The sequence below is a fragment of the Derxia gummosa DSM 723 genome (assembly GCF_000482785.1).
GTDB classification, from domain to species: domain Bacteria; phylum Pseudomonadota; class Gammaproteobacteria; order Burkholderiales; family Burkholderiaceae_E; genus Derxia; species Derxia gummosa.
Genome location: NZ_AXWS01000008.1, coordinates 736,375 through 755,111, shown reverse-complemented (window position 1 = coordinate 755,111; position 18,737 = coordinate 736,375). Strand labels below are relative to the sequence as shown.

Annotated in this window: 9 protein-coding genes; all 9 read left to right on the top strand. The window is 74.3% G+C overall.

Annotated elements, in window-relative coordinates; all coding sequences use genetic code 11:
- Position 1 precedes the first annotated feature (1 nt).
- Genes H566_RS0109460 through H566_RS24060 form a run of 9 tightly spaced genes read left to right on the top strand, consistent with a single transcriptional unit; the run spans position 2 to position 18,727 of the window.
- The gene (locus H566_RS0109460; RefSeq protein WP_028311252.1) at positions 2–694 is read left to right on the top strand and encodes a LysM peptidoglycan-binding domain-containing protein; all 693 of its coding nucleotides are present in this window, start codon (positions 2–4) and stop codon (positions 692–694) included.
- 3 nt (positions 695–697) lie between these two features.
- Positions 698–2,482: a type VI secretion system tip protein VgrG gene (vgrG, locus tag H566_RS0109455; protein ID WP_028311251.1), complete on the top strand. Its 1,785-nt coding sequence runs from the start codon at positions 698–700 to the stop codon at positions 2,480–2,482.
- An 11-nt stretch (positions 2,483–2,493) separates the two neighbouring features.
- Positions 2,494–2,793 carry a PAAR domain-containing protein gene (locus H566_RS0109450; protein ID WP_028311250.1) on the top strand — a complete coding sequence of 100 codons (300 nt, stop codon included), beginning with the start codon at positions 2,494–2,496 and terminating at the stop codon, positions 2,791–2,793.
- A gap of 1 nt (position 2,794) precedes the next feature.
- Entirely contained in the window at positions 2,795–3,223 is a 429-nt protein-coding gene (locus H566_RS0109445) for a GPW/gp25 family protein (RefSeq protein WP_028311249.1), read from the top strand.
- Complete coding sequence (locus H566_RS0109440; RefSeq protein ID WP_028311248.1) at positions 3,220–7,176, top strand: baseplate J/gp47 family protein; 3,957 nt, start codon at positions 3,220–3,222, stop codon at positions 7,174–7,176. Before H566_RS0109445 ends, H566_RS0109440 begins: the two co-directional genes overlap by 4 nt.
- Positions 7,173–7,985 (top strand): hypothetical protein, encoded by an 813-nt coding sequence (locus H566_RS0109435; protein ID WP_028311247.1) that lies wholly within the window; start codon positions 7,173–7,175, stop codon positions 7,983–7,985. The genes H566_RS0109440 and H566_RS0109435 overlap by 4 nt, the downstream gene beginning before the upstream one ends.
- A complete protein-coding gene (locus tag H566_RS0109430) occupies positions 7,985–10,600 on the top strand; it encodes a hypothetical protein (RefSeq protein ID WP_028311246.1) in 2,616 nt (871 codons plus the stop codon). Before H566_RS0109435 ends, H566_RS0109430 begins: the two co-directional genes overlap by 1 nt.
- Positions 10,597–17,286, top strand: coding sequence for a contractile injection system tape measure protein (locus tag H566_RS0109425; protein WP_028311245.1), 6,690 nt, complete (start codon positions 10,597–10,599; stop codon positions 17,284–17,286). The genes H566_RS0109430 and H566_RS0109425 overlap by 4 nt, the downstream gene beginning before the upstream one ends.
- Complete coding sequence (locus tag H566_RS24060; RefSeq protein WP_034411017.1) at positions 17,270–18,727, top strand: ATP-binding protein; 1,458 nt, start codon at positions 17,270–17,272, stop codon at positions 18,725–18,727. The genes H566_RS0109425 and H566_RS24060 overlap by 17 nt, the downstream gene beginning before the upstream one ends.
- The last annotated feature ends 10 nt before the right edge of the window (positions 18,728–18,737 follow it).

Genomic DNA, 18,737 nt, shown 5'->3' with positions numbered 1-18,737 from the left:
CATGCCCGATGCCTCCGCCGCCCAGGGCGGCAAACAGCTGCTCACGATCCAGCGCTGCAAGCTCGAAACCGACGGCTCCGTCACCGTGGTGGAGTCGGATGCGTTCTCCGCGCTGATCAATCCCGCCAAGCTCACGCGCTCGGCCAGCATCAGCTACACGAACGACATGCCCGAGGGCGCGATCGGCAACGAGCTGAAGTTCAAGGGCTACGGCAACGAGAGCCTCAAGTTCGACCTCGTGTTCGACGGCACGGGCGTGATCGAGGGCAGCGCCGGCAAGACCGTGGACGGCATGGTCAAGGCGCTCGACAAGATCGTCTACGACTACGACGGCGATGCCCATGAGCCGTCGCGGGTGCAGATCGTCTGGGGCACGACGGTATTCAAGGGCCGGCTTACCTCGCGCTCGGTGGACTACACGCTGTTCGCGCCCGACGGCACGCCGCTGCGCTGCAAGCTGTCGCTGGGCTTCGACGGCTTCGTCAGCCCGCAGGAAGCGGCGGTCACGGCCAACAAGTCCTCGCCCGACCTGACCCATCTCGTGACCGTGCGCGAGGGCGACACCCTGCCCCTGCTCTGCTATCGCATCTACCGTCACGCGGGCTACTACCCGCAGGTCGCGCGCGTGAACGGACTCGACAGCGTGCGCCGGCTCAAGGCCGGCACGGTACTGCGCTTTCCGCCGCTGGAGTGAGCGATGGCCGACAGCCCGAATGCCGGCGCCAACGGCGTCGTCCGCGTCACGGTCAAGAGCGAGGGCGCGCCAGTGCCCGCCACCGCCCAGCTCATGGCGCTGGAAATCACGCATGCGATCAACCGCGTGCCGCTCGCCCGCCTCGTCTATCTCGACGGCGACATGCCCAATGACGCCTTCCCGCTGAGCGACGCCGACAGCTTCGCGCCCGGCAAGGCCATCTCGATCTCGCTCGGCTACGGCGACGAGGAGACCGAGGTGTTCGCCGGCATCGTCGTGCGCCAGGGCATCACGATCGGCGACGAGGGCCCGCGCCTGATCGTCGAATGCCGCCATCCGGTGGTGGCGCTCACGGTCGGGCGCAAGAACGCGAGCTACATCGACCAGAAGGACAGCGACGTGATCCAGCAGCTGCTGGGCGCGTCGGGCGCGAGCGCGACCGTGAGCGCGACCGAGGTGCAGTACGGCGAGCTGGTGCAGTACTACTGCACCGACTGGGACTTCGCCGTCGCGCGCGCCGAGGCCAGCGGCATGGTGGTGGTGTGCACGCCGGGCAAGGTCACGGTCGAGGCGCCGGCCACCGACGGCAGCGCGGTGCTCGCGCTCGACTACGGCAACGACCTGCGCGAGTTCCGCGCCGACATGGAGGCGCGCGACCAGTTCGGCAGCGTCACGGCCACGGCCTGGGACCCGTCCACGCTCGCGGTGGCCAGCGCCGAGGCCGCGCCCGAGGCGCTCAATGCCCAGGGCGATGTCACCTCGCAGAAGCTGTCGGAGGTGGTGAACCTCACGGCCTTCGCGCTGCAATCGGGCACGGCGCTGGCATCGGACGCGCTCACCGCCTGGGCCAAGGGGCGCCAGTTGCGCGCGGGCCTGGCCCGCATCCGCGGACGCATGCGCTTCGTGGGCAGCGCGCTCGCGCTGCCCGGCACGCTCCTCGACGTGGCGGGCGTGGGCAAGCATTTCAGCGGTTCGGTATACGCGACGGCGGTCACGCACCGGCTCTCGGGCGGCGACTGGGACACCGAGGTGGAGTTCGGCCTCGATCCGGCCCACATCACCGACCGGCCCGACGTGACGGCGCCGCCCGCCGCCGGCTGGCTGCCCGGCGTCGAGGGGCTGCAACCGGGCATCGTCAGCAAGCTCGACGGTGATCCGGCCGGCGGCCAGCGCATCCAGGTGACGCTGCCGCTGCTCGGCTCGGCGGCGCAGCCCGTGTGGGCGCGCTGGGTGATGCCCTATGCGTCGAATGCCTTCGGCGCCTTCTTCGTGCCCGAGGTGGGCGACGAGGTGCTGGTCGGCTTCTTCAACAACGACCCGTCGCATCCGGTGGTGCTCGGCAGCCTGTACGGCGGCAAGAACGCGCCGGCCTACGACCTCACCGCCGACAACAACACCAAGGCCATCGTCACGCGCTCGCTCACCAGGGTGGAGATCGACGACGAGAAGAAGTCCATCACCCTCGTCACGCCGGCCAAGAACCAGATCGTCATCAGCGACGACGCCAAGTCGATCACCGTGCAGGACCAGACCGGCAACAAGCTCGTGCTGAGCGATTCGGGCATCGAGATGAGCAGCCCCAAGGACATCAAGATCAGCGCCACCGGCAACCTGAGCCTGAGCGCGACCGGCAAGGTGTCCATCGAGGCGACCCAGGACCTGAGCGCCAAGGGCATGAATGCCACCGTCGAGGCCCAGATCGGGCTGACCGCCAAGGGCGCGGCCACGGCCGAGCTGTCGGCCAGCGGCCAGACCACGGTCAAGGGCGCGCTCGTGATGATCAACTGAGCCGCCCCGCCATGCCGCCCGCCGCCCGCCTCACCGACATGCACACCTGCCCGATGCAGACGCCCGGCCTGCCGCCCGTGCCCCACGTGGGCGGACCGGTGGTCGGGCCGGGCGCGCCCACGGTGCTGATCGGCAAGCTGCCGGCGGCCGTGGTGGGCGACAGCGCGGTGTGCGTCGGCCCGCCCGACACCATCGTCATGGGCTCGACGACGGTGCTCATCTGCGGCAAGCCGGCGGCGCGGCTGGGCGACCCGACAGCGCACGGCGGCAGCATCGTGCTGGGCGAGTTCACCGTGATGATCGGCGGCTGAGATGCAGGACGACGACAGCGGCTTTCTCGGCACCGGCTGGGCCTTTCCGCCCGCCTTCGACGCGCCCTCGCGCGACGCCGCCCTCGTGTCGGGCGCCGACGACATCGCGGAGAGCCTGCTCATCCTGCTGTCGACCCGGCCCGGCGAGCGCGTGATGCGCCCGACCTACGGCTGCGACCTGCGCAGCATTGCCTTCGAGCACATCGACCTCAATACCGCCACCCGCATCCGCACGATGATCGAGCAGGCGGTCCGCTTCTTCGAGCCGCGCGTCACGCTCGAGGACGTGCGGCTCAAGCTCGACCGGCTGTCGACCGCCGCCGTGCTGCGCATCGAGCTGGTGTACCTCGTGCGCAGCACCAACAGCCGGCACAACCTCGTCTATCCGCTCTACATCGAGGAAGGCAACGCCGTCGGGAGGGTGCTGTGACGGGCTGGCGACCGCAGGGCGACGGCACCGACCGCGCCCGCCGCGCCCCGCCCGCGCTCGGCGCCGGCCGGGTTGGCCTCGACGAGAGCACGCTGCCCGAGCGCATCGCGCGGCTCGCGGCCTTCGCGGCGAGCGGCGAAGCGCTGGCCACGGCCGCGCGCGCGATGGCCACCGCCGGCAATCCGGGCGCCCTGCCGCCGGCCAGCGCCGCCCGCCGCACCGCGCTGTTCGGTGCCGACGACGCCCTCAGCCTCGCCCGTCTGCTCGCGCTCGATGTCGATGCCGTCATGGCCGACTTCCTGCGCCACGCCGATCGGCCCGGCGCGCGCGTGCCCGACGAGTACTTCGCACTGCTGACCGCTGCCGTCGCCGACTGGCAGGACGCGCTCGCGCTGCGCGCCGACCGGCCGCGCCTGCCCGACGCCCTGCATGCGCTGCTCGTCGCCCTGCCCCGGCCCGCCGCCGCGCCCGAGGCACTGCCCGATGGCCGGGGCCGGATCGACGCCGGCGTCGCCGCCGAGCGCCGCGGTGCCCTCGTCGCGCTGGCCAGCGCCCTCGGCCGCGCGCGCGAACTGGCCGCGCCCGCCTTCGAGGCCACGCTCGCCGATCCGCGCCACGGCCCGGCGCCGGCGCTGCTGCTCGCCTTCCAGCAGCTCTATGACCGGGTCCGCGCCCATCTCGACCGCTTCGCGGCGCGCCATGCCGACTTCTACTACCGCGAAGTGCTGAAGGCCGAGCCGCGTCCCGCCGCGCTCGACTGGACCCACGTGGTGTGCGCGCGCACGCCGCGCTTCGACGGCGAGGTGCGCATCGCGCGCGGCCTGCGCTTTCCGGCCGGCAAGGACGCCGCCGGCCTGCCGGTCGAGTTCGCGGCCGACCACGAACTGCTCGTGACCGACGCCCGCGTGGCCGAGGTGCACATGCTCAGGCTCGACCGCGATCCGCTCCAGGCGCCGGCCTGGCAGCTCGGCATGGTCTGCCGCGCGCGCGTCTCGACGCTGGCGTCGGCCGACGCGGGCGGCGCCTCTGGCCTGCCGTCGGCGCGGCCGTGGTGGCCGCTGTTCGGCGGTGACGCGGGCGAAGCCGGCGGCGCCGAGGCTGCGCCCGCGCGCATCGGCTTTGCGATCACGTCGCCGCTGCTCTGGCTGGCAGAGGGCCAGCGCGACATCCGGCTCGATATCGAGCTGGACGATGCCGACGCCACGCCCACGAGCGAACTGGTGGCGCGCCTCCTCGGCGAGGACGCCGGCACGGTGGATGCGACCGCAAGCGCTGCCGGCGTATTCGGTGCCGATGGCAAGGACGCCGGTCCGGACGACGGCGCCGCCGGCCGCGCCCGGCCCGCGCCCGCCACCGACCCCGTCGCCGAGGGCCGCCGCTTTCGCGCCACGCTCGGCCAGCTGTTCGCGCGCTGGCTGGTCGATGACCGCGACTGGTTCGGCGCCGACGGCGGCGAGCCCACGGCCGAGGCCGAACTGCTGTCCGAGGCCGTGCGCACGCGCCTGCGCGAACGCGCGCGCCCCTTCTTCGCCGGCGCCGATCCAGAGGCCGACGATCCGCCCGACCTCGCCTCGCCGCTCGCGCTGATCCGCCCCGGCCTGCCCGAGCGCGAGATCGTGTTCGACCGCTGCCTGCGCCAGGCCTTCCGCTTCCAGCTCGCCAGCGCCGAAGGCTGGCTGCCGGTCGAGGCCAGCCTCGATCCGCTCGACGGCCGGCGCGCGGCCGGGCGCGCCGGCTTCACCGCGCGGCTGCATCTCGGGCTGGCCGAGCCGGCCGTCGTCGCCTGCACGCCCGCGCTGCATGACGGTCTGGCCACCGAGCATCCGGTGCTGCGCGTGGTGCTCGACGAGGGCAGCAACCTGTTCGCGCTGTCGCTGTTCGCTGGGCTGCGCATGCCGCGCCTGCGCATCGCCGTCGCGGTGCGCGGTCTGCGCCAGATCACGCTGGCCAACCAGTACGGCGCGCTCGACCCGAACCGGCCGTTCACGCCCTGGGGACCGCTGCCGGTGCAGGGCGCCTGGCTGGTGGTGGGCGCGCCCGAGATCGCCGTCAAGCCGATCACGGCGCTCACGCTCGATTTCGCCTGGGCCGGGCTACCGCGCGGCGTGGGCGGCTTCGAGCGCCATTACGCCGGCTACCGCCCGCGCCCGGCCGACGCCGATTTCCGCGCCACGACCGCCGTGCTGCACGACGGCCGCTGGCAGGCCGGCCGCGAGCAGGCGCTGTTCACGCTCGACGATGCCGGCCGGCTGCGCGCGCGCCAGCGCATCGCCATCGACGCCGAGCTGCTGCGCGACCATTTCCGGCCCGGTCCGCCGGTCGCCGCCTACGACCTCGGCGCGCGCAACGGCTTCCTGAGGCTCGACCTGTCGAACCCGGCGCAGGGTTTCGGCCACGCGCTCTATCCGCGCCTGCTCACCGAGGCCGTGACCGAGGCCGCGCGCCGCAAGCGCCGCGCCGTGCTGCCTGAGCCGGCCTACACCCCCGCCATCGAGGGGCTCGCGCTCGACTACCGCGCCGAAACCACCGTCGATTTCGACAGCGGGCGCGGCGGCGACGTGCGCTTCTTCCATCTGCATCCCTTCGGCGCGCGCGAGGTGCTGGCCCAGGCCGACGGTGGCCGGCCATTGCTGCTGCCCGACTTTGACGACGAGGGCAATCTCTACCTCGGCCTCGACGCCAGCGAACTCGCCGGCCCGCTCAGCCTGCTGTTCGAGCTGCGCGAGGAAACCGCCCAGGCCGGCGCCACCGCGCCCCCGCCGGTGCGCTGGTCCTGCCTCGCCGGCGACCGCTGGGTCGAGCTCGAAGCCACCCGCGTCCTCACCGACACCACGCAAGGCTTTCTCGGCAGCGGCATCGTCCGGCTCGACATCCCGGCCGCGGCCGACCGCGAGCACCGGCTCATGCCCACCGGCCGCTACTGGCTGCGCGCCTCGGCCGCCGGCGATCAGCCGCACTTTCGCGGCTTCGCCGGGCTGTACGCGGTCCATGCCCAGGCGCTGCGCCTGACGCGCTGCCCGCCGCCGCCGGGCGCCGCGCCAATTGACGGCCCGCTGCCGGCCGCGAGCCTGCGCCGGCCGGTCGTGCCGGTGCCCGGCCTGGCCGCGATCGAGCAGATCGGCGCCAGCTTCGGCCACGCGCCGGCCGAGACGCGCGAGCAGCTCCAGACCCGCCTCGGCGAGCGGCTGCGGCACCGCCAGCGCGCCGTCACCGCCTGGGACTATGAACGCCTCGTGCTCGACGCCTTCCCCGAGGTCGAGAAGGTCAAGTGCTTCGTCCACACCGCGCTCGACGACGACGCCACGCGGGCCGCCAGCTCGGCCGGCGTGGTCGAGCGCGCCGGCCATGTGCTGGTGGTGGTGCTGCCGGCGGCGCGCAGCCTCGACGACATCGCCAGCACCGGCGGGCCGCGCCTCAACAACCTCGCGCTCGCGCGCATCGAGGGTTTCCTGCGCCGCCATGCCTCGCCCACGGCGCGGCTGCGCGTCATCAACGCGAGCTACGAGCATCTCCAGGTGCGCTGCGCGATCGCGCTGCGCGGCACGCGATCGCCTGGCCTCGCGCTGCGCAACATCGAGCTGGCCATCGGCCGCTACCTCTCGCCCTGGCACGAGGGCCTGGGGGCGCGCTTCGGCTGGAGCATCAGCGGCCACGACATCGAGGCCTGGCTGCGCTCGCTCGACGAGGTGGCCGACGTGGCCGGCCTGTCGCTGCTGCACTTCACCGAACGCGACGTCGCCGGCGGCAATCCGAGCTACCGCTTCGACGACAGCGCCGGGCCGGGCGCCGCCGGCGGCAGCCTGATCATCGAGGCGCGCTCGCCGTATTCCATCGCCATCCCGACCGCGCGCCATCTGCTCACGGCCTTCGACGCGGCCGGACGGCCGCTGCCCGAGGCGAGCGGCGTCGGCCGGCTCGAAGTCGGCTCGACCTTCATCGTGGACCCGTCATGAACATACCCGTGCGCAGCCAGCGCGCCACGCGCGACACGCTCAAGCGCTTCTTCGGCGCCAACACGCGGCCCAACGCCGGGCACTTCTCGACCCTCATCGACTCGATGCTCAACATGGAGGACGAGGGCTTCAGCAAGCACCCGAAGCGCGGCCTCGAAGTGCGCGCCGCGCCCGGCGAGAACACGCTGTTCAGCCTCTACCGTCCCGGCGACGTGCGCGAGCAGCCGCGCTGGCAGATCGGCCATCTCAACGGCGAGAGCCTCGGCATCCAGGCCTGTCACGAGCGCGAGGCGAGCAGCGTGCTCACGCTCAGCGGCGATGCCGAATCGGCCTGCCGCGTGGCCGTGGGCGCCGGCGCCACCGGCCGCGCCGTGCTGGCAGTGGACGGTCGCGTCGAGATGGACGGCCGGCTCGGCCGTGCCGTGACCGACCTGCCCGAGCCGCCGCTGGCCGACGGCCGCTGGCACGCCGTCACCGGCGACCTCCAGGGCTGCCAAGCCTTCGAGGTGATGGCGGTGGCCGGCAATCCGGGCCGCAAGCGCTATGCGCTCATGCATGCGCTGTGCATCAACACCTTCCATCCGCGCACCGGCCTGCTCGACTGGCTCTGGCGCCGGCGCGGCATCCGCATCACCGACAACTGGTACGGCCGGCGCTGCGGCCGGCTCGAACTGCGCTGGACCGGCAGCCACGGCACGCGCGGCCAGTACCGGCTCGAGGTGCGCAGCGGCTGCGACTACGGCGACGGCACGGTCATCCGAGTGCATCTCACGAAGTTGTGGTTCGACGACATGAAGCCCGAGGCGTGATGACCGGCGAGTCGGTCGCCCACATCCCCCGGCGTCGGCCGGACGAGGACGAGTTCAGTTTCGAGCAACTGCTCGAAGCCGGGGTCGCGCTCGTCCAGCGGCTGTCGGGCAAGGTCTGGACCGATTTCAACGCTCACGACCCCGGCCTGACGCTGCTGGAGGCGCTGTGCTTCGCGCTGACCGATGTCGTCTACCGCGCCGACTTCCCGCTGCCCGATCACCTCGCCGACGACGACGGCCGGCTCGACCCCGACCGGCTCGCCCTGCCGCCGGCCGCGCGCGCCTATCCCTGCCGCCCGCTCACGGTCGATGACTGGCGCCGGCTGCTGCTCGACCGCGTGCCGGCGCTCGACGACGCCCGGCCCTTGCCGTTCGCGCGGGCGACGACCGGCGCCGTCGCCGACCTTCCCGGCCTGTGGACCGTCGCGCTGCGCATCGGCGGCAGCGAGGCCGAGCGGGCCGCCGCCCGTGCCGAGGCGCGCGCCGTCTGGCAGGCGCACCGCAACCTCGGCGAAGACTTGCACGCGGTCGAGACCATGCGCCCCCAGGTCTGCGACCTGGACACCCGCCTGCCCGACGGCCGGCCCGGCATCGAGATCGGCGGCGGGCGTGACGCGATCGACATCGCCATCGACATCTACGTCGCCTGCGCCCGCTACATCGCCGACCGGCCGCGCCGGCAGTCGCATGACGCGCTGCTGGCCGAGGGCCGCAGCACCGAGGACGTGTTCGGCGGTCCGCCGCTGGTCAACGGCGTGCTCAGCCTCGACGAGCACGACAGCGACGTCGCCGGCCATGTGCTGTTCGTGGGCGAGCTGCGCGCGCACATCGCCGCCATCGACGGCGTGCGCGAGGTGCTCGGCTTCGCGCTGCGCGTGCCGGGCTGCGCCCTCAGCGATGGCGAGCCGGTCGATGACGAAGGCATGGCCACCGTGACCGGCAGCGTGCTCTGGCATGGCGAGGACTGGGCGCTGCAACTGCGCCAGCCCGACGCCCCCGACTTCGAGCGCCATTTCCGGCTCGCGCTGCGCCGCGCCGGCCAGCCGGTGCGGCTCGACCTCGACGCGCTGCGCCGCCGCTTCGCCGACCTGCGCCAGATGCGGCTCGCGCGCGGCGGCGACCTGACGCCGCTGGCGCCGCGCCATTTCGAGCTGCCGCGCGGCATCCACCGCGACCTCGCGCGGCATGACAGCGTCGCGCTCGATTTGCCCGAGATCTACGGCGTCGGGCCGCTCGGCGTGCCGGCCACGGTCGGCCTCGAAGCCGACATCGAGGCGGCCGACGGGCTGGTCGCGGCGCGCGCCAGCCGCGACCGGCGCGAGGCGCGCGCGGCCCAGCTGCGCGACTACCTCGCGCTGTTCGACCGCACGCTGGCCGATGGCCTCGGTCGGCTGGCACGGGCGCGCGAGCTGTTCTCGCTCGATGACGAGGGGCTGCTCGATGCCGACATGCCGGCCGGGGCCGCCGAGGTTGCCCCGGTCGCCGGCGCCGTGGCCGCCACCAGCGCCCCGCCCATGACGGTCGCCGCCGGCGGCGCCGCCTTCGCCGCCGGTTCGCCCGCCGCCAGGCTCGACCGCGCGCGCCGGCTCGACCACAAGCACCGCGCGCTCGACCACCTGCTCGCGCTCCAGGGCGAGCGCCATCCGCAGGACATGCTGAGGCAGTTCCTCGGCCATCTGGAGCCGGCACGCCAGGACGAGCGCCTGCTCGCCAACAAGCTCGACTTCCTGCGCGCCGTGCTGGAAGACGCGCGCGACCGGGGCGCCGGCTTCGACCACGGTCGGCCGAGCTGGCGCCGCTCCGACAACCACGCGCCGCTCGCGCGCCGGCTCGCCCTGCTGCTCGGCTTCGAATGGAGCGGCAGCCGGCCGCTGGCGACCGAGGTCATGCACTGGCGCGCGCATTTCGCGCGCATGGCACCCGATGCGGCGCCGGCCGGCGGCGAGGGCATGCGCCTGCTCGCGCGGCTGCTCGGCGGGCGCGCCGACCTGCTGGACGACGCGCTGCTCGGCGCGGCCTGCCATGAGCGCAACTTCTCGCTGCGCGCCCGGAACGACGGGCAGACGCTGCTGCTCGCGCTCGACGAGGCGGGCACCGCGCCGCGCGAGCTGGGCCGCTTCGATTCCGCCGCCGAGGCCTGGCGCGCGGCGCGCGCGCTGCGCGGCCTGGCGCTGCATCTGGCGCGGCGTGCCGAAGGCTTGCATCTGGTCGAGCATCTGCTGCTGCGGCCGCTCGGGCGGACCGACTTCCATCGCCGCGCGCTCGGCACGGACGACGGCGCCGCCTTCGATGCCGCGCTGGCCGATTTCTGCGCCGCGCGCGTCAGCCTCGTGCTGCCGGCCTGGGGACCGCGTTGCGGCGACCCGCTGTTCCGCCACCACCTCGCCGATCTCGTGCGCGAGCACGCGCCGGCCCATCTGCTGGTCGAGCCGGTCTGGCTCGACAGCGCCACGCTCGGCGCCTTCGAGACCGACTACGAGAAATGGCTCGCCGACCGCGTCGCGCTCGCGGCCGCCGATCCCGCCTCCGGCCCCGACGACGACCTGCTGCGGCGCCACGACCGCCATGCCGCCCGCCTCGCGCGGCTGCTGCGTCAAGCGGGAGCGCGGCCATGAGCGGCCACCTGATCGACGCGCTCGACCTCGACTTCCGCTTCGATGACGAAGCGCTGGCCTTCGACCTCCAGTCGCGGCTGGTCGATTGCGCGCGGCGTGGCATGGCCGAGCTGATCGCCGATCGCTTCGACCGCGCGAGCCCGCCCGACGAGGTGCTGCGCATCGACACGCTGGAACTGGACCTCGGCGTGCTGCCGGCGGACGACTTCGAGGCCGTCTTCCTGCGCCGGCTGGGCGAGGCGCTGGATGACTGGCTGGCGGGGCTGAGGGCCCGCGGCGCGACGCCGAGTCGGCTCGCGCGCGGCGAGGCCGACATCGAGGCGCTGCGGCATTTCCTGCTGCACGGCCGGCTGCCCTGGCATGTGGGTGGGACCGATGCCGCCACGCTCGACCGGCTGGCGCGCTCGGCGATGGTCGCGGCGCCCGATGCGCTCGCGCGCTCGCTCGGGCCGCTGCTCGACCGGCCCGGCGTTGCACGCCGGCTCGACGCGCAGTTCGCGCCGGCCTGGGTCGCGCGGCTGCGCGAAAGCGCGCACAGGATGACGGCGCCGGCAGCCGGAAGCGAGACGACGGCAGCGCATTCGGACGAGTCCCCGGCCGCGTCGGCGATGACGACGGCCGGCGCGGATCCGGGCGAGAACTCGGCGGCAGGATCTCCGGGCAGCCCCCTGGGCACGCCTCTGACGCCCGAAGCGGCGTCCGCGCTGAACGCGTCAGCGCGGACGCCGGGCCGCGTCGCCACCGCCACGCCGTTCCGCACGCCGCCCGCGCCGATCGCCGCGCCGGCGTCCTCCCATGCCCACGCCCACGCTGTCGCTACTGTCGCAGTCGCCGACGGTGCTCCCGGCCCGTCCACGCCGGACGGCGTGACCGATGTGCGGCGCCTCCGGCTGCTCGATCGCCTCGCCGGCAGGGAGCCATTCGCCGACGCGTCGATCTGGCTCGACGCGCTCGCGGACGATCGTGCCTGGACCGTCGGCCGACTGACCGAGGCACTGCGCATCCGGCGCCTGCGCCGCGCGCTCGCCGCGGCTGGCGACGACCGGCTGTTCGAGGCGGTGCTGACGCTCTGGCTGGCACCTGCCGAAGCGCGGCGGTCCGCACGGGCGTTGGCGCGTTCCACCCGGCCCGGCGCTTCGGGCGTGGGAACCACCGCCGAGCCGCCCGGAGTGCGGCCGTCCGCCGGCGTCGCGCCTGCTTCGGCTGCTTCGACCGCCCCGGTCGCTCAGGCCGCTTCGATTGCTCCGGCCGCTCCGAGCGCTCCGATCACCGCGCCCCAGCCGATCCGCGAGCTGGCGCTGGCGACCCTCGTCTTCTCGCTCGACACGGCCGACGCCGGGATGCCGGCGGCGCTTGACGTCGCCTCCATCACGCCGCGACGCCTGCGCCTGCTCGTCGCGCTGCACGCCGATGACGGCGCCACGTTGGCCGCCGAACTGCCCGGCCTGCTCGCCGAGGACACCGGCTGGCTCGCATCGGCGCTCGCCGTGCTCGGGCGCGAACGGCGCTGGCGCCGCCGACTGGCCAGCGTGCCGCTGACGCCGGAACACTTCGCGCGGCTGATCGCGCTCTGGCTCGCTCCCGAGCCACGGCGGGCGCTGCTGGCGCATGTCGGTCTGACGGATGAGCGCGATGCCGACGCCGGCGCCGAGCCGTCGAGCCTTGCGGCCGGCACGCCCGAGGCCAGGGAAGCCGCGCTCGCCCATGTGCTGCTGGACCTCGACGCCGGGCGCAGTCCCTTCGATGCGGCCTTCTTCGGCGCCGCCGGAGCCGGAGCCGCAGAAGCATCGAGCCCGCCGGGCATGCCGCTGGCAAACGTGCCACTGCCGCTGGGACGGCTGCTGCTGAGCCTGCTGCCGGAGCTGTCGCGGCGGTCGGTACCGCCCCTGCAGCCCGTTGAGGCCCCGCCGCCCGGCGCGCCGGGCGTCGACCTGACGCTGCGGGCGGCTCTCGACATCGCCCTCGGCGATGCCCCCCGGCGGCGGCGCCTTGCTGGCGCCGCGCGCGCCGAGCGTCTGCTGCCTGAGTTGCTCGCGCTGTGGCTCGCGCCGGCGGAGGTCGCCTCCGCGCTCGCCATGCTTCGCGCCTTCGAGAACATCGCGCGCACGGCAGTCGGCGAGGGAGGAGTGCCGGCGTCGCCGTCACCGGGCGCGCAAGCCGAGGCGGGCAGGCCCGGCGATGGCGCCGACCACGACCATGCCGCCGTTGTCGCCCTCGATCGTCTGCTCGCCGCCTTGGCAGCCGGCACCGGCCTCCAAGGCTGGCTGCGCCCGGACCATGTCGCCCCGGCGCCCCGGTCTGCGGCTGGCGCCGGGACCGCGCGGACTGACGCGGACGGGATGGCGGTCGGGAGCGGCGGCGCGCTCGGTCGCACGACATCCGACGACCGCGCCGACACCGACACCGACACCGACACTGGTATCGGCATCGGCATCGGCATCGGCATCGGCGTTGATGCTGACGTTGACGGCAACGCCACGGATGACGCCAGCGCCGACGACCTGCCCGACCGGCTGTCGCGCGCCTTCGACCATGCCGATGCCGACACCCTGGTCCGCCTGCTGCCGGCGGCGCTGTCCACCCACGGCGAGCGCATCGCGCGTCGCCTCGCCGATCTGACCCGTTCCGCCAGCTATCGTCGGCAGCTGAGCGCCGCGCTTCCACCCGTGCTCTTGCGCCAGCTGCCGCTGACCGGCCTGACTGACCTGAACGACCCGACCGATCTGGCCAGGCTGCCCTATCGAACGGAGTCCGGCGCCACTGTCCCCGCGGCCGGCCCCAACCCGCCGCCCGTGAGTGATGCGAGAGCCGGCTCCCTTCCGTACGGCGCACCCGACGCATCGCTCCCGGCCGGTGGTCAGCCACTCCGATCGACGCCCGCCGATCGGCCGACGGCCGACTCCGCACGAACCGCAAGCATCGGCGCCGCCCAGGCCCACGATGACGGGCCCGCTCCCGACACGCCGGGCGCAGTCGGCATGGGCGACCGCGCCCAGCAAGACTCGGTGGAAGCTCCCGCTCCCGCGCCTGCCCGCCGCGCCGCGCGCGTCGATCTCGACGCCGCCTTCCATGCCGGGCGGACCGCCGATTTCCACGCCCGCCTGCGCGATCTGCTCGCCACCGACCGCGACTGGCTCGCGGGCTGGCTGCGCGACATCGGCCGTGCCCGCCGCCTGCGCAAGCGCCTCGCCGCGCAACTCGACGACGCGCGTGCCGATGCGATCGCGCGACTGCTGCTGCCCGCCGTCATCGCCGACGGCATGACGCTGGCCGCTGACGCCATCGCACCGGAACGGCGTTCGGGCTGGCTGCTCGACCTGCTGCTCACACCCGACACCCACGCGCTTGCCCGGCCCGCCGCCGCGTTGTTCGCGGCCCTCCGCGATGCGCCCGCCGATGCTCGCCTGCGCCGCCTCTGGCTGGCCTGGGCCGCCGCACTCGACACGCTGCCCGCGCCAGCCAGCGCCCTCGCTGCCGCCTTCGCCCGCCCGGCCCCCAACCGAAGTCACGCGACCACCGCGTCTCCCGAAGGGTCGGGCGCCAGCGCGCTCGCCACCCGCCTCCTCGCGGTGCTGCCGCACGCGGAGCTGATCGGCCTGCTGCGCCGCCTGGCCGATGGCGACGAACAAGTCTTCGACGCCCTGCTGACCCTGGTCGATGCCACCGCTGCCGGCACGCCGCGCACCGACATCGCCGACCCTGCCCCGGACGCCGCGCCCGCCACCGAAGCCGCAGAAGCCGCCGAGGTCGCCAAAGCCACCGAGGCCGCTGAAGCCACCCAAGGCGCCGACGCCACAGAAGGCGGAAAACGCGCGGACACCGAATCGCCCTCGGCCGCCCTCCTCGCCCGCCGGCAACGCGTCGAGGCCCTGCTGCTGCTGCCCCTGCCCGGCGCCGATGCCGCCGACCTCTGGCGCGACGACCGGACCTCGGCCGCGACCCTCATGTCGTTCATCGATGACCGGGTGACCGACCCCGATCCCGATCACGACGACTTGCGACTCAGCCTCGCCACCGATGCCGACTGGTTGCGCGCCCTGCTGCGCGATCTGGCCCGATCGCCGCGCCAGCGGGCCCGGCTCGCCCAGCGGCTCGCGATCGCTCCGGGCGTCGGCGTTCTCGCGCGGCTGCTGATCGACGATCCGCAGGCGCCGGCCTCGACACCGGCGCGGCCGCCGCTCCCCGTCAACGTGACGGCCCCCGGCCAACCCGAGGCGGCCGGCGCGGCATCGCGGTCGAAGGACGCCGCGAGTTCGGGTCCGGCAGCCGTGGTCACGTCCGCCGTCAGCGCCGGGCCTGTCGCTGCCCTCCGCTCCAACGGGCGGCAAGCAGAAACACGAAGGCCGGGCAAGGCCGATCCCCTGGTTGACAGCTTCGAGCACGGCTGGCTCGGGGGCGATGCCGACCTGCTCGCCGCGAGCCTCGCCCACCCGCCGGGCGAGGGCCTGACCGCCGCGCTGCGCGAGCGTGTGCTCGACCTCGGCGCCTCGCCGCGCCTGCGCGCGCGTCTCGCGCGCCTCCTCGCGCCCGATGCGCGCGCGCGCCTGCAAGCCGCCCTCGGTTTCGATCTCGGTGCCGATCCGCCGCCCGACGCGCTTGCGGCCCAGGCCGATCCGCCTGAGCTGCCGCCCGGCGCGTTCACGACCACCGCCGCCCCGAACACCGCCACGTCCAATGCCGCCGACCCGAGCCCGGCTGTCGTCGGTACCCGGCAGCCCGCCCCGCCCGCCGACGCGCGGGCCGACGCACCGGATGCGGCAGCCATCACCGCCGCGCGCCGCGAACGCGTCTCGGCCCATCTGCTCCGCCACTGGCAGGCCACGCCCGCACCCGCCACCGATGCCCGGTTGCACGCCGAACTCCGCGCCAGCGCCGACTGGCGGCTCACCCTCGCCGAAGACCGCGCCTGGCTCGACGGCTGGCTCGACGAATGCTCGGCACGCAGCGAATCGAGGGCCGGGGCGCTTCTCCTCCGCATCGTGCTCGCCGCCCGGGAAACCCCGCCACCGCCGACGCCCGACGACATCGCCGCCGCATCAGCCTCCGGCACCCATCCGGCGACCCGGGTCCGCCGCAAGCATCTCGCCCACTGGATGCTGAGGTATCGCTCGCGCGGCGGACTCGGGCTGCCGCCCGGCCTCACCGAGACGCCCGCCTGGCGGGCGACGCTTGCCGAGGATTGCGAGTGGCTCGCCACCGCACTGCGGCGCTTCTCGCATCCGAACCGCGCCGCGTGGGCCAGGGCTCGGCAGGCGAGTCCCGAGGCACGCGCGCTCGCCGATTGGCTGCTCGCCGCACCGCCCGCGACGGCGAACGAGTCGGTCGCCGTCGCCTTCGCCGCGCTGACCGGAGCCAGGGGCGCGAACTCCGATGCAAGCCTCGCCCGGCTCGCGGCGCGGTCGTCCGCGCCGCGAGCCGCTGCCGATTCCGCTGCCCACGAGGCCGTTGGTGCGGTCACGGTCGGCGATGGCCCGGGCGCGGTCGTTGGTGCCGGCAAGGCCGTCACGGCAGCGGGCGAGGCCACCGCGCCGGCGCCCGCCGGATCGGCGTCGGCTGACGATGTCCGTCGCTTCCTGCGCCATCTCGCCGAGGACGCGGCGGACGACCGCCCGCCGGCCGCCGCCAGCCTTGAGGCTGTCCGCGTCGCGGCCCTGCGCGCCCTGGCCAGCGGCGGCTCCGCGTTGCGCATCGCGCTCGACCGCCGGCTCGACTCGCCGCTCGCCGCGCGCCGTCTGATCGAGCTGCTCGGCCCTGATCACCTCCCGCGCGCGACCGATCTGCTCCTGCCCGCCAGCCGCGTGCCCGAGGCCGTCGCCGCCGCCGTCGCGGCCGTCGCCATCCGGCCCAACGCGCCGGCGCGCGACCAGCTCGCCGAGACTGCCTGGCGCCTCGCCCTGCGCCATCTGTTCGAGGAAGGCCGCCGCGCCGACGCTTCCGGCCTGGCCGCCGACCTGCGCGTCGCGCTCGAACAGACGCTTCCGCCCGGCGTCGCCTCCACGCCGGCCATTCCCCGCGACCCGGGCCAGCCGGCCGCCGATCACCGCATCGTCCGCGCCTTCGCGCCCGGAACGCCCGCCGCCGCCGAGCGCCAACCCGCCGCGACCGCCCGAGCGCCCGTCGCCGCCCGTGCCTCCGCGCCGGACCCCTGGCGCTTCGAGGATGCCCCGCCCGCCGCCACCGAGCGCGAGCCCATTCATCTCGCCAACGCCGGCCTCGTACTGGCCGGCGCCTACCTGCCCCGCCTGTTCGCCATGCTCGATCTCGTCGCCGACGGCGCCTTCCGCACCCCGGCCGCCGCCGAACGCGCCGTCCATCTCATGCAGATGGTCGTCACCGGCCAGCCCGACACGCCCGAGCCACTGCTGCCGCTCAACAAGCTCATGGCCGGCCTGCTGCTCGACGCCCCGGTCCCGCGCGAGATCGGCCCGGCCGAGCGCGAGACCGAGGCCATCGACGGGCTGCTCGGCGCGATGGTCCAGCACTGGCGCGCGCTCGGCCAGACCAGCGTCGCCGGCCTGCGCGAATCCTTCCTCCAACGCGCTGGCCGCCTCTGGCACGAGGACGGTCACTGGGCGCTGCGCGTCGAACCGCGCGCCTACGACATGCTGCTCGACCGCATTCCCTGGAGCTTCCGCACGATCAAGTTCGCCTGGATGGAGGAACCGATCCATGTCGACTGGCGCTGACCGTCTCGCGGCCAACGCGGCCGCCCTCGCGCGCGAACTCGACTGGCTCGACGCCAGCCTCAACGCGCGGCTCGAACGGCATTTCGCGGCGGCCGGCGAGCCGCTGCCCGAGCCGGCCGGCCATGCCCCGCCAGCGGCCAGCCCGGTTCCCGGCGCCACATCCGGCGCCGCGACAACCGTCACGGGCAACCCCATCGTCCCCTGGCCGCTCGATCTGCTGCCCGCCCCGCCCGCCCTCACGCCCGGCAGCGATCACGCCGAGCTGGTCACCCGCCTCGCGCTTGGCCCGGTCGAACGCCTCGTGCTCGCGCTCGCCCTCGCGCCGCACCTGCGCCCGCAACTGCTCGACACGCTGTTCCTGCGCAATTCCACGCTCGACCGGGGCTTCAGCGAATTCGGCGGCTGGAAGGGCAAGCTGCACGGCGGCTTCCTGCCCACCTGCGAGACCGCCGCCTTCCTCGTCGCCGGCGACGATCTGGCCGCCCGCCTCGCGCTGCGCCAGCAGCTCGACGACGACGCGCCGCTGCGCCGCGAAGGCGTGCTGCGCATCGAGCACGACGCGCCCGGCGAGCCCTTCTTCAGCGCGCCGCTGCGCATCGCCGACGAATACCTCGACCTGCTCACGCTCGGCCGCCGCCACAAGCCCGACTTCAGCGCCGGCTTTCCCGCGCACCGCCTCGACAGCCCCTTCGACTGGGCCGACCTCGTGCTCGCGCCCGAGACCATGGCCGAGATCGACGCCATCCGCACCTGGCTCGCGCGCGGTGCCGAGCTGCTCGACGACTGGCGGCTGCGCAAGGCGCTCAAGCCCGGCTACCGCAGCCTGTTCTACGGCCCGCCCGGCACCGGCAAGACGCTCACCGCCACCCTGCTCGGCAAGGCCACCGGCACCGACGTGTACCGCATCGACCTGTCGATGGTCGTCTCCAAGTACATCGGCGAGACCGAGAAGAACCTCGCCCATGTGTTCGACCAGGCCGAGAACCGGCGCTGGATCCTGTTCTTCGACGAGGCCGACGCGCTGTTCGGCAAGCGCACCGCCACCAGCAGCAGCAACGACCGCCACGCCAACCAGGAAGTCGCCTACCTGCTCCAGCGGGTCGAGGACTTTCCGGGCACCGTCATCCTCGCCACCAACCTGCGCAGCAACATCGACGACGCCTTCGCGCGTCGCTTCCAGTCGCTCATCCACTTCCCGATGCCCGACGTCGACCAGCGCCTGCGGCTGTGGGAATCGGTGCTGCGCCCCACAGGCCGCCTCGCCGACGACGTCGATCTGCGCCGCCTCGCCGAGGCGCACGAACTGGCCGGCGGCGCCATCGGCAACGTCGTGCGCTATGCCGCGATCGGCGCGCTCCAGGCCGGCCGCGACCGCCTCACCGCCGCCGACCTCGAACGCGGCGTCGCCAAGGAGATGCGCAAGGAGGGCCGCACGCGATGAACCGTCCGCC

What these genes read in the sequence shown, in the direction of transcription:
- vgrG (WP_028311251.1), top strand. Translation starts at nt 698, where the DNA reads ATGGCCGACAGCCCGAATGCCGGCGCCAACGGCGTCGTCCGCGTCACG.
- H566_RS24060 (WP_034411017.1), top strand. Translation starts at nt 17,270, where the DNA reads ATGTCGACTGGCGCTGACCGTCTCGCGGCCAACGCGGCCGCCCTCGCG.
- H566_RS0109425 (WP_028311245.1), top strand. Translation starts at nt 10,597, where the DNA reads ATGAGCGGCCACCTGATCGACGCGCTCGACCTCGACTTCCGCTTCGAT.
- H566_RS0109450 (WP_028311250.1), top strand. Translation starts at nt 2,494, where the DNA reads ATGCCGCCCGCCGCCCGCCTCACCGACATGCACACCTGCCCGATGCAG.
- H566_RS0109445 (WP_028311249.1), top strand. Translation starts at nt 2,795, where the DNA reads ATGCAGGACGACGACAGCGGCTTTCTCGGCACCGGCTGGGCCTTTCCG.
- H566_RS0109430 (WP_028311246.1), top strand. Translation starts at nt 7,985, where the DNA reads ATGACCGGCGAGTCGGTCGCCCACATCCCCCGGCGTCGGCCGGACGAG.
- H566_RS0109460 (WP_028311252.1), top strand. Translation starts at nt 2, where the DNA reads ATGCCCGATGCCTCCGCCGCCCAGGGCGGCAAACAGCTGCTCACGATC.
- H566_RS0109435 (WP_028311247.1), top strand. Translation starts at nt 7,173, where the DNA reads ATGAACATACCCGTGCGCAGCCAGCGCGCCACGCGCGACACGCTCAAG.